Below are 12,317 nucleotides of genomic sequence, written 5' to 3'. Positions count from 1 at the left end.
TGAACAACCCGTTCAAGCCGAGGCCAGAACGGCGGCTGGGCGCAGTAGGCGCGTGCGAGCAGCGATCGCATCCGGCCAGACCGCCAGGAGCGCGTTCATCGCGTAGCGCGTCAGAACGATCAATGCCAAGACAAGCACCCGCAGGTGCGCCAGGATCAGCCGCAGGTTGTGTCCGGCACCGCACAGCACCGCGTGGAAGGCGTCGCCGTCGCTGCCTTTGAGCCAGTTGCGCGCCAGCAACCCGTCGGTCTTCATGTGGCCGATGGTGGGCTCGATGGCCTGACGGCGCTTGAGCAGCTTCTTCAGCGCCTTGGGCAGCCCCCGCGTGTGGCTCAGCAGCAGCCTGGTTCCGTCAGGCGGCTGCACACCCCGGTAGCCGCGGTCGGCCAGCGCCATGGCGGGCTTCACCCCCGTGAGGATCTCCACCTGCTCCAGCTGACTGTGCAGCGTGTAGCCGTCGTACGGTGAGCCGGGCATCGAGCGCATGCCCACCACCACGCCTTCTTTGGCCGTCACGGCCACGGAGGTCTTCACACCGAACTCGTACGGCGTCCTGGCCTTGCCCTTGGCGATGCACTCGACCTCAGGGGCATGTAGCGCGTACAGCTTGTTCTTGGAGTCCCGCTGCTGGGCGTGCAGCCGCTGCGCGGTCTCCATGCGGGTCTTCAGTACGCCGGTGATCTCGCCCGTCTTGCGCTGCACGTCGCGGATCACGCGGCCCAGCCAGGTGCGCAGCTTCTTCACCTCGCGGCGCATGCGGCGCCACTGCTGGGCGTGAGCATAGCGGCCGGCCTGGGCTTCGGCGGTCTTGCCCACCCGCGCGTAGCTCTGGCGCAGCTCGATGCCAGCGTCCTGCGCCGCAGCCACCAGCTGCTCTCTGGCCCGGTTCAGCAGCCGGCTGTCGGTGGGGTGCGCAATGGCCTTGGGCTGCACCGTGGTGTCCACGATGACGGTGCTCAGGCTCTGCCGCTTCATCACGCCGGCCGACATCGCCGCCTTGATGCTGTGCTCCAGCAGCCACTCGCAGCCTTCTTCGCCAATGCGCTGCCTCCAGCGCACCAGGCTCGACGGGTCGCAGGGCAGTTCATGCTGGAAGTAGCGCTGCCCGCTGAAGTGCTGCCAATACGGGTTCTCGATCCAGCGCTCGACCACGTCCTCATCCGACAACGCGAACGTGTGCTTCAGGTACAGCAGCGAGGCCATCAGCCGCGTGGGCAGCGCAGGCCGGCCGGTGGTGGATTCGAACTTGGGGCCCCAGGCCTGCTCGAAGGCCGGCCAGTCGATCAGTGCGGCGAGCTTGACCAGTTCATGCCGTTGATCGATCAGGTTGACCAGTTCCATCCGGAACAAGTCCTGCTCGGCGGCGTCTTGTCGGGGCTTCGGACCCATCGGCAACCTCGGTGCAGTTTGCACGGAACCGAGAGCAATTGGGCCTCAATCCTGCAACTCACACCATCGGCAATCGCCCGGAAAGCAAGCAACGGCAAGGGCTCTGGGGTTGTTCAGGGCCGACTAATGAGCCTTGGCTGCCCGTCAATGGCTGCTACATAGCCACCGCAGTCGGTCGCCGACCGATCAGAGGATTCACGCAACCGGCCAGTAGGAGTCGGTCGCGGAAGGCGGCTCCCAGGCGACCTAAACGTGGTTGCGGTGATCCTCGATTGGGCTGGCCCGCAGTCAATTGGCAAGAACGTCATTCCGCACACAGAGAGGCGAATCGTCCGTCCACAATCGACGGGCTCATACCGAGCCGGAAGCCTCTCCCCGCATCAGTCGCTCGCACTGCAAGCATAAGTAGTTCGCGCGCAGCAGCCGCTCTCCTGTGCTACCGCCGCGGTCCAGTGCGGCCCGGAAGGCCGTAAGCCCCGCGTCGGCCAAGCGATCTGCGTGATGCATCAATTCGGCGAGCGCCATTTCGGCGTTCTCTGACCCCGTGCCTCGCTCCGCCTGTCGCTGCAGTTCATGCCGCAGCTCTCGCAAGGCACTTGGTGCGGTTGAAACGTGCGCAGCCTCCTGCATCGGCACATCTTGCAAAGGAACCAAGCGCTTCACGCGCTCCAGGAGTGCAGAAGCCATGCCCTGTGGCGGCGCATCGTCGAAGTGGAGCGCGTCAACGCAACTATCCCTGGCGCTCGCGCGCACCAGGCTCAACGGCTCCGCCACCACGCCACCCTGGGCGGACGCGCGCAGCCGCGCGATCACTAGCGTTCCCGGCGCCAGTTCTGATGGGCCGAGGCGTTCGACACGCCCGATGGCATGCCTGCTGTACTCGTCAAAGGGCATCTCGGCGGCCAGCATGTGCCCCTCTCCGTCCAGCAGCGGCCAGATCAGGGTTTGCCGGGCATCGTCGAATCGGGCCTTGCCGAACTGCGCCGGCCGCAGCGTCACCCAGTCCTTCATGGGATCGGGTTCGGCCAGCAGGCTGGCACGTTGCTCGCCACGAGCAGTGAGCATATCGACCCAGGAGTCCCAAGGCTTCAACTGATGAACGAGCGTTGCGGTGTCCAACGGCAACACGGTAGCGCTGGCGCTGTCCGCGGCCGAAAGACGCCCTGCGTCGTTGACTTGAGCCCCCTGCAGAACGACGCGATAGCCCGTGGTCTGCGCCGGCGCACCCAGCCCGGCCCAAGGGCCGGCCGCCTTGTAGCGGGCGATAGGGTTGAATCCACGCTGCGCTTGCGGGCGCGCATCGGTGCAGGACATGAACGCCTGCTCTGCCGGGGACCAGAAGATCATCGTCAGCCCCACGTATCCGGCGGGCGAGCGCCAGGCCTGTGCACCCAGCCCGAACAGTTCGAGAGAGGCAGAGGCCTCGTAGCGTGATCGGGCGCGACCCACCAGTGGCCGCGGCGCGGCGCCCTGGGTTGCCGCGACGTCCAAGGCGCACACCAGCGCCAGCGCGATGCTGATCTCGTCGAGCAATCGCAACTCGTCGGCGCCCCCGGCGCGTTCGAGCAGCAGTTCCACGTGGTCGGCAATGCGGCGCGTCAGCAGGGCCAGGCGGTGGTACTCCGCGCCTTGTGCCCAGACCGCCAGCGTCGAATACCGCTCTTGAATCCCTTGCGAAAGGTGAGCGAGGCCGAGTTCCACGGACTCGGCCAGGATCTTTCGCAGCGACGCACGTAGCCTAGCGCGCGACTCGTCGAGACTTGCATCCCGTGAGTCCGCCAGAGCGTGATCCATGCCCAGGTCCAGCGCCTGGGTGCGCTGCCGCGACGTGGGCTCGGGCGGCGTGAGTTCGCGTCCGTGAGCGCGCTGGAAGGCAAGCACGGCGGCCACGCGGTACTTCTCGATCTGTGGCAGCTCGGCATCGGCGATCAGGGCATCGAGTCCGCCGCCCAGGTAGCGCAACGTGAGCCGCGGGCGCTGCAAGGCGAGCACCAGATGCTGGCTGCCAGAGATCACCAGCGCATGCTCAGGCTCGAGGTCCTGCACGTATTGCCAGGCCCAGCGATAACCGGCCTTGCCGGCATGGCGAGCAAGCTCGGCCGCGGAGATGACCAGCAGCGCGGCCTGCAGCGGCGCGAGCGGATCGACTGCGGGCTCGTCGGCTTGGCCTGCCTGAGTCGCCGAGGCTTGCAGCGTCTGCTGCAGGCCCATCGCTGCGGCGAGGATGTGCTGGCAAATGCCGCTCGCCGGGCAATCGCATTGCGCATGCGCCGGGCCGCGGTGGTCGAAGCGGATGCGCTGCGCTCCGAAGCTCACCACCACCTGCGCCGCGCCCTGCTCGACGATGTCTACCCTCTGCTGCTCCAGGTCCTTGCGGGCGCGGCGCACCAGGCCCCGATTGGCCAGCGCCACGTAGGAGTCGTCGTCGAAGCGCGCGAGCAGTGCGCCGAGCTGGTCGAGCACGCTGCTCACGAGATCACCTTCACCAGCCAGTGCGCCAGCTTTTGCGGCGTGAGGGCGGCGATCTCCATGCCGCAGGCGGCCAGCCGATCGGCCATCTGGCGGTCGTAGACAGGGTGCGCCTGGCTGTCGAGCGAGGCCAGACCGAGCAGCTTCACGCGTGACTCGGCCAGCTTCTTCACCGCACGCTCCAGCTCGCTGGGCGGTGCGCCCTCGCAGAAGTCGGTCACCAGCACTAGCACGGTGCGATGCGGGTTCTCGACCAGTTGGGTGCAGTAGCGCACTGCCTGCGCGATGTCGGTGCCGCCGCCGAGTTGCACACGCATCAGCGTCTCCACCGGATCGTCGGCGTGGTCGGAGAGATCGACGACGCTGGTGTCGAACACGACGATGCGCACCCGGAAGGCGGGCAGCGCAGCGAGGATGCCCGCCATGACCGCGCTGTGGATCACCGAGTCGGCCATGCTGCCGCTCTGGTCCACGCACAGGATGATGTCCCACGGCAGGCGGCGCGTATTGCGCTCGAAGAAGCGCAACTGCTCGATGACGAGCTGCCCGCGCTCGCGGTCGAAGTGCTTCAGGTTCTTGCGGATGGTCCCTTTGGCGTCGAAGTTCTGCGCGATCGCCATCGGCGAATGGCGGAAGCGGTTGAGCCGACCCGACAGGGCCTGCCGCACCTCGGGCTCGAGCTGGCGGCGGATCTCCTCGACCACCTGGCGCATGATGCGTCGTGCGAGATGCAGCACGTCGCCCTTCAGGTGTCCGCGCAGCGAGAGCAGCGTACGCAGCAGTTGCTGGTTGGGTTCGAGGCGCTCGAGCGTCTGAGGGTCGGTCACCAGCTCCGTGAGCCCGTAGCGGTCGAGTGCATGTTTCTCGATGACCTCGACAGTCTCCTGCGGGAACAACTCTCGCACCTCGCCCAACCACGTCACAAGCGTGAGTTGGGACGGATCGAGCGAGCCGGGGGCGGTACCGTCACGCAGGCCGCGACCCTTGTACGCGCGGCCGTAGAGGTATTCGAGCGCCCGGTCCATGCGGCCGTTGGCGCCGTGCAGGCCGCCCGCCTGGCCCGGCAAACCCTGCTCGGCGTATTTGCCGAGCACCAGGCGCCAGCGGGCCAGGTCCTTCACGCGCCCACCCATGCGCCGAGCCCGTCGGCGCACAGCACGTCCAGCAGCTGCTGCGTCGTGGCGAGGTTCGCTTGTACCTGCTCGGCCGACACGTCGTACCGCACCAGCCGGCCGAGGCTGGCTTCACCGTGCAGGTCGGCCACGGCCTGGGCGATGCGATCCGTCTCCTTCGGCGTCATCTCGGCAAAGGCCAGGCGCAGTTCGGGCAGGTTGGCCACGAAGTCGGCGTCATTCCAGCTGCCGAGCAGGCGATCGAGCACCGACAGCAGGGCAGGCTGCTGCCAGGCAGCCTCGCGCGCGGTCTGCAGCAGCCCGCGCAGGAAGGACACGGCATCGCGCGGCGCGATCAGTCCGTTGAGGTGGCCGTCGACCGCCGTGCCGAGCGCTGATTCGGACAGGCGGCCGGCGCCGTAGGCCAGGCCGGCCGCCGCACCGCGCACGAACGCCGATTCGTTGCTGGTGGACAGCTCGTCGATGAGCGCCCAGAAGAGCGCTCCATCGAGGTGGCTCCCGGACTCGCTGGCCAGCAGTTCGCGCAGGCGTGACAGGCCCGCCACCACCTCGCGCCCGTCGCCGGGTGCCCCGCGCAGCCCACGCCCGAGATAGATGGCCCGTTCATAGGCGGCCTTGAGCAACAGCGGCAGTTGGTCGATGCCGCGCGCCTCCAGCGGTTCGCGCGACTCCCACAGCAGGCCGAGCGACCCGGCCGCGGCGGCCACGGTCTCGAACTGCGCATCGGCGGCCACGACGGCGGCCAGCGTGCCGCACACCTTGGGCACATGGTCGTGCAGCCCGAGCACGCAGGCTTGCGCCAGCAGCGCCGCCGCGCCTTTGGCATGGCGCGGCTCGGCGCCGGACTCAAAGCGCTCAAGCCGCTCGCCGAAGCGTGCCGCCACCGCCAGGGGTACGGTGGTGCCGTACACCGAGGCCTCGACCAGGGCCGCCTCGGTGGCAGCCGAGTGGGTGTAGTCCCAATGCTCCTGCAGCCGCTCGAGCCCGAGGCCGTTGACGAAATCGGGGCCGGCGCTGCGGTGCGCCAACGGCACACCAAGCAGCCCGAGGCCGTGGAACAGGCGGCTGGTGATGCGGTGCTCGGGTCGACGGTAGATGTCGAGCACGGCGCGGCGCGGCTCCGAGTCATCGATCTTCAGCCGCTGGCGGCGTGCGCGGTACTCGAAGTCGCGTACCAGGGGCGGTGTGCTCGCTCCAGGCGGCACCTTGCCCATTGCCTGCCCGCTGAGCATGCGCCGCGCCACCGCGAGCACCAGCGCACCGTCGGCATCGGCGTCGCCCTTGACGAAGCAGCTGGTCACTGCGTCGAGCACGTCGTCGCGCACGGGGGCGGAGCGCTGGCGCAAGGCAGCGAGCCGGAGGGCTTGCTCGTAGGCAGCACCCAGGGCTGGCATCGGTAGAGGCAGGCCATGGCGAGTGCGCAGCTCCATGGCGATGTCGAACAGAATGGTCAGCGCCAGCTCCTGCCGCACCCGCGCACCCGCCTGCAGGCCGGCCTTGTCGTGGCGCAGCATGCGCTCCCACAGCTGCTGCTGCCAGGCCGGAGAGGTCATGCCAGCCGAGTAGCCGTTGAGGCGGTCGAGCCGGTCCTGGCCGTAGCGGATGAGCGCGGCCGCTTCGTCGCTGACCGTGCTTCGCGAGATCGCGGGGCGTTGGGCGCCCGTGCCCTCCAGCAGGCCAGGCAGTGCGACGGCATGGAAACCGCCAACCACGGCGAGCACCGGGCCGTCGCCGGGCTCGCGGCGAGCCAGTGCCTGGCGGATGTGCCAGGCCATCTCATCCTCGCGCGCCAGCGTGCCGTCGGCGCGCAGTTCCTCGTCGCTGCACTCCACGCGGGCCAGGTGGCAATAGGCGGCCATGTCCAGCACATGCTCTTGCAGCGTGCGTGCCGTCGCCGGCGCCTCGAACAGGTGCTCCCACAGCTCCTCGTGGTCGCGGCAGCCCAGCCGGGACGCCAGCGCGCCCAGGTAGCGGCTGCGGCGGAAGTGGCGCTCGTCGAGCAGCGACTGCGCTTCGCCATCGTCCTCGTCGGGCTCGATCTGGCACTGCTCGGCGTGGTCGAGGTCGATGAAGCGGGCAGTTATGCCTTGCTCCTGCGCGGCGCGCAGCGCCACGAGTTCAGGCGAGTGATCGCAGAACGGGTAGTAGGCGGCGCGCCGCCGTGCCGGCTGCTCGCCCTGCGGCTTGAACACCGCGTAGGTGTAGACCGCCAGCGGCATGCGCGCCTCGGGATGCACGAACATCGGGATGAGCGGGTCGAAACAGCGCGGCCCTTCGACGAGCACGGCGCTGGGCCGCACCGTGGCCAGCCAGCGGCGCAGCTGCCAGGCACAGGCGGGGCTGTGGTGCCGCACCGGAAACAGCACCAGCTCGGGCCCGATCAGCCGGACGCCCAGCGCGCGCACCGCTTCCGAGGTGGGCAGCATCGTGCTGGATGCCTCAGCGATCGAGTTCGCGGCGCGCATCAAGCACGCGCTTCCATTGGGCGTGGCGCTGGGCACGCTGCTTGACCACCACGTCGAAGTAGTGGCGCAGCTTCTTGCCGTCTTCCGGGTTGTCCTTGAGCACGGTGCCGATCAGCTGGCGCGCCACGTGGTCGCCGCCGACCGCGCCGTTGCCGAAGTAGTGCGCATCCAGGCAGGCTGCATAGCCCACCGACACGGCCTCGGCGGACGACATCACCGCCGTGGGCTTCTCGATGACCACGCCTTCGCCGGTCACGCCCTGGCGCAGGTCGTTGAACGCGGTAACGAGCAGCTCCACCACGTCGGCGTCGAAGTCGACGTCGACCTGGGCGCGCGCCAGCAGCGCCTCGGTCTGCTCACGCACGAGCTGGGTCTCGAGCTTGCGGTCGGCGATCGGCCGCACGGTCTCGAAGTTGAAGCGGCGCTTGAGCGCGCTGGACATCTCGTGCACGCCGCGGTCGCGGATGTTGGCGGTGGCCAGCACGTTGAAGCCGCGCTGCGCGAAAACGGTGGCGTCCTCGCCGTCGAGCTCGGGCACGTGCAGAACCTTCTCCGACAGCAGGCTGATCAGGCTGTCCTGGATCTCGGGCTGCACCCGCGTCACCTCCTCGAAGCGGCACAGGATGCCTTGACGCATGGCCTCGTGAATCGGCCCACCGACCAGAGCGCGCGGCGTGGGCCCTTCGGCCAGCAGCAGCGCGTAGTTCCACGAGTATTTGATCTGGTCTTCGGTGGTGCCGGCGGTGCCCTGGATGATGCAGATCGAGTTGCCGCTGATCGCCGCGGCCAGCAGCTCGGAGAGCATGGACTTCGCCGTGCCGGGCTCGCCCACCAGCAGCAGCCCGCGGTCGCTCATCAGCGTGACGATGCAGCGGTCGATCAGCGCGTCGTCGCCGTAGAACTTGCGCCGCACGCCGAGCTTGTCTTCGCCCAGGATGAAGCTGCGCACGGCGCGTGGCGACAGCCGCCAGCCCTGCGGTCGCGGGCCGGCGTCCTTCTCGCGCAGGCGGGCCAGTTCCTCTGAGTGCACCTGCTCGGCAGGCGCGCGCAGCACGGCGGCGGATTCGGTTTGTGGCATTTCAGTACTCGCTCTTCTTCTGCCAGTCAGCGTCGTAGCCTGTGCCCTCGGCGGCTATCAGGCGCAGATCGTTGTAACACTCCGACAGCAGCACTTTCGGCACTTTGGATAACGTCAGCTTGCCGCGCGAGTTGTCGGCACTGCTGGCAAACGACAGGTTCAGCAGGGCCACAGTGCGGTTCTCCTCGGGCAGCGGATTGCCGGTGAACTCGAGCACCGCCTGCAGCCCGAGCGTCGGGAAGCGCTTCTCGTAGACGTGGAACCAGCCGCCGTCTTCCGCCGGCCCACGCGTGTAGCCCAGCTTCAGCGCTCGGCCCCGCAACGCAAACGCCTCGATCAGGTGGCCCTCGAAATCCTTGAGCGCGTCGTTGCCGGCCTTCGCTTCCGGTAGCGCGTAGTGGCCCTTGCCGAGTTGCTGGAAAAGCGGCTTGACCTCGTAATCCACCAGGTGCTGCTGCCAGGCCGACACGGCATCGGCGCCGAGCAGCGAGTCGTGCGCCAGGCGCACGCGCGTCCCCTCGGCCAGCTCGACCGCGTTGTCTTCGTGGTCGGTGAGCGTGCCGTCGTCGAGTGGCCGGAAAGTCCGTGCCACCTTGCCGTCGACGATCTCCACCCAGACCAGGCGCTGCACGAGGTGGCGCAGCACGGGGTGCTGCTGCAGGTAGGCAGCCCAGTCGGCGGCCGGCCACTCGCGCTCGGTGCACAGCGCCTCGTAGAGGCGGTCGGTCTGCAGGTCAACGATGCTCTTGAGTTCCTTCTTCGCTGCGCCGAAGGCCTTCTTGGCTTCCTTGGCCTGCTCGGCGTCGTCGTCCTGCCGCGGCTCCGGCAATGCCGCGATCTTCTTGCCGTCCGGATTGAACAACTCGACCTTGAAGTCCGGCAGCAGGCGCGCGGTGAAGCTGCGCGGCCCGAAGCTCAGCTCGAGCGTGCCGGTCTCGTCGAAACCGGCCGACGGCACGGTGCGGTCGGCCAGCTCGGCAAGCGTCCAGCCCTTGCGTTCGGCCAGCGCCTCGGCTTGGCGCGTGGCCTCTTCCTGGAAGCTCTTGGTTCGGAAGCGGCTGCCGATGGCCAGCATCAGCTGCGTGGCGCTCGGGTGGTCGATCCAGGCCAGCATGGCGATCAGCGCCTTGCCCTGCGAGGCGCGCGAGCCGTACCAGTCCTTGAGGTAGCGCTGCGTCGGCCCGGCCGCGCGCTCGCGTGCGCAGGCGGCCGCCACGGCGAGCAGGCCCTTGGCGCCGATGGCCGAGCCGGCCGGCTGGCGCAGCTGGCCGGGCAGGTAGGCGGTGGTCAGCTCCTCCACGGACTTGCCGAGGTTCGGGCTGTCCTGGTAGTACTGCGGGTAGTTCGCCATGGACGAGAAGGTTCCCTGCGCAAGGCTTTGCGCGCGGCGCATCGCCTCGTCCGGCGGGATCGGCCGCACGTCCTCGCGCAGCCAGGTCTCCAGCACGAACTGGCCGAACGCCTCACGGTCACGCGCATCGAACATCTCGCAGTACTTGCGTAGCACCGCGTTTGGCTCGGGCGTCTTCTGCTTGACCGCCTGGACGATCATCCAGCGCAGCACGTCGGACGGCACGGCCGCGCCGCTGTCGGCCCATCGGACGTCGGGCAGCGCGCTCCACGGAAAGAAGTCCAGGTCCTTGGGCACGCCCTTGGCGAGCGACTTGGCCGCCTCGGCCGCCAGCGCCTTGCGGTCCAGGTACTTCTCGACCGGCTGGCCCAGCGCCTGCAACGCATCGAGCATCGCGCCCTTGGCGACGTCGTGCTTCTCCTTGGCAACCGCCTTCTCCAGCGCCGGCACGGCCGGCGCATGGCGAAGCCGGGCCAGCCAGGTCGCCGCGACGGCGCGCGTCTCGGCCTTGCCGTCGGCCAGGGCCGCGACGATGCGCTCCTCCTTGCCTGGGTGGTTCTGCAAGGCCTCCTGGGCCGGCCCGCGGTCGGTCTTGCCCGGGCCCAGCGCCAGCGTGAACAGCGCATTGATGGCCGCTGCCGGCGGCTTGGGCAGCGTGGCGATGGCGCGGAACAGCCCGGCACGGCCGAACGAGTAGTCCTTGATGGTGTCGTGAAGCAGAGCCTGCAGCACCGCCTCGAGGTGGTGCGCGAAGAAGGGCCACACGTCTTCGTTCGGCCAGTCGCCGGCGAACGGTGAGCCCCAAGCGTGACAGTAGTTGCGCAGCAGCGCCTGGCCCGACTGCCCGGCCTGGTCGAGCATGCACGACAGCTCAATCAGGCTCGGCTTGCCGAGGCGCCGGTGCATCGCGTTGAAGGCCTGAATGGCGGGATGCATCAGCATGCCGTCGTGCGAGTTTGCGATGTCGAAGAACAGCAGTACCTTGAGCATCGCGACCGGGCTCACGCCATCGGTCTCGGCCAACTTCAGCGTGGGCTGGGCCACATGGTTCCAGCCGCGCCCGCGTTGCGGGGTACGCCCCGGCGGCCGGGGCTGCCCCGAGTCAAGGTAAGCCCGCAGAGCGAGTGCGTCGGCGACTGTGAACGACTCATCCTGGCGCAGCGGGAACTTGTGCCCCTGGGCCTGCATGCGTGCATGGTGCTCACGCATGCTCGCGTTCGAGCGGGTGATCGACTCGTCGATGCCCTTCCACAGACGTGCCAGCGCCTCTGGTGGCACACGACAATTGGCAGCCGACCAGTCGATGCTCGGCAGCACCACCTCATACGCTTCATCTTCCTGCTCGGCCGCTTGCCGGCCGGCATCCCACTCTGCGATCAGCGCCTGCACCGACGGCGCCTTGTCCGCCGCTGCGGTTTCGCGAGCGAAGGTCACATCGGCGCCATCAACCCGTTCCGTGCCAAGCTGGTGCAGCAGACGCAGCGCATGCAGTCGCTGCTCGGGCTTGCCGTGCACGGCCAGTTCGCGCAGCGGGGCCGACGCGGAGGCGCCGCAGCGGCGCAGGGCGCCCTCCGCCGGGATGCGCACCTGCTTGCTGCTGGCAACAGCCAGTTCGCACAGCTGCGGCGCGATCTGCTCGAGCGTGGAAGCGGTGGCTCGCGCCAGCATGGCCAGCACATGGACGCGCTGCCCCACGGCAGCGGCCAGAAGCAGCGGCCGCACGACCTCGAGGTGGCGCTCCAGTGCCTGCGGATAGTCCGGCAGATCGGTCAGCATCAGCAGGCGCTGCTCGACGCCATAGCCCGAATCGACCGGTGTGGCAAAGCAGGCGGCAAGCAGCGAGGCGGGCTCCAGCCCATCCTCCTGCAGCATCGCCTCGATCTGCCCGTAGGTGAGCCCATGGGCCTTGGGGCGCTGGCTGGACCATCCCGTGACACTGGTCTCGGCGCTGGCCATCAGCAGGACCTCGGGCCAGTGAATGCCGCGCGGCAACTGCATCCGACACGACGATGCTTGACCCTTCACGCTCGCCTCCAGCACCCGAGCCCAACGCAGGGCGATGGCGGGCGGAAGCTCACCGAAGTGTTCGAAGACATCAGGTAGATCGCGGCTGCCGTGGCCGTAGTGGTAGCCGGTGAGCCGGAAGCGCTCGCCGACCTCAGGCCGCTGCCCCACCTCGTTGAGGACGGCCATCGGCTCGCCCTGAAGCACGAAGCCGAGGATGTCACGCGCCAGTCCCTTGCGGCCCTTGCCCCCATCGACCTGGTCCAGCGGCTCGAGCAGTTTCTCCAGTCGTTGGGCCCAGACCTCCGGTACGCCGGGCGGCAGCTCGAATGCGCTGTCGCCGAGCAGCTTGGCCATCCATTTCAGCATCGCTCCTCCTCCCCAGGTATCTCTGTTCACGAGCGAGAGACTTTGACTATATCGGCGAC

General features: G+C 68.5%; 5 protein-coding genes and 1 pseudogene. All 6 read right to left on the bottom strand.

Features of this window, described 5'->3' with window-relative positions; genetic code table 11:
* Positions 1–111: 111 nt before the first annotated feature.
* Positions 112–1,389: pseudogene (locus KF892_24885) on the bottom strand (IS5 family transposase).
* A 351-nt stretch (positions 1,390–1,740) separates the two neighbouring features.
* Entirely contained in the window at positions 1,741–3,861 is a 2,121-nt protein-coding gene (locus KF892_24880; protein ID MBX3628247.1) for a hypothetical protein, read from the bottom strand.
* Positions 3,858–4,991, bottom strand: coding sequence for a VWA domain-containing protein (locus tag KF892_24875; GenBank protein ID MBX3628246.1), 1,134 nt, complete (start codon positions 4,989–4,991; stop codon positions 3,858–3,860). The genes KF892_24880 and KF892_24875 overlap by 4 nt, the downstream gene beginning before the upstream one ends.
* A complete protein-coding gene (locus tag KF892_24870; GenBank protein MBX3628245.1) occupies positions 4,976–7,417 on the bottom strand; it encodes a hypothetical protein in 2,442 nt (813 codons plus the stop codon). Before KF892_24870 ends, KF892_24875 begins: the two co-directional genes overlap by 16 nt.
* Before the next feature lie 13 nt (positions 7,418–7,430).
* The gene (locus tag KF892_24865; protein MBX3628244.1) at positions 7,431–8,534 is read right to left on the bottom strand and encodes an AAA family ATPase; all 1,104 of its coding nucleotides are present in this window, start codon (positions 8,532–8,534) and stop codon (positions 7,431–7,433) included.
* Between the two features lies 1 nt (position 8,535).
* Positions 8,536–12,246, bottom strand: coding sequence for a DUF4132 domain-containing protein (locus KF892_24860; GenBank protein ID MBX3628243.1), 3,711 nt, complete (start codon positions 12,244–12,246; stop codon positions 8,536–8,538).
* Positions 12,247–12,317: the final 71 nt, after the last annotated feature.

It is taken from the genome of Rhizobacter sp. (assembly GCA_019635355.1).
Lineage (GTDB): Bacteria > Pseudomonadota > Gammaproteobacteria > Burkholderiales > Burkholderiaceae_C > Rhizobacter.
Note: the sequence above shows the minus strand (reverse complement) of the source record. Positions and strands in the feature narration are given on the sequence as shown.

Bases quoted from the DNA above. Each gene is read 5' to 3' on its own strand.
- KF892_24875 (MBX3628246.1), bottom strand. From the start codon at position 4,991: ATGGGTGGGCGCGTGAAGGACCTGGCCCGCTGGCGCCTGGTGCTCGGC.
- KF892_24870 (MBX3628245.1), bottom strand. From the start codon at position 7,417: ATGCTGCCCACCTCGGAAGCGGTGCGCGCGCTGGGCGTCCGGCTGATC.
- KF892_24865 (MBX3628244.1), bottom strand. From the start codon at position 8,534: ATGCCACAAACCGAATCCGCCGCCGTGCTGCGCGCGCCTGCCGAGCAG.
- KF892_24860 (MBX3628243.1), bottom strand. From the start codon at position 12,246: ATGGCCAAGCTGCTCGGCGACAGCGCATTCGAGCTGCCGCCCGGCGTA.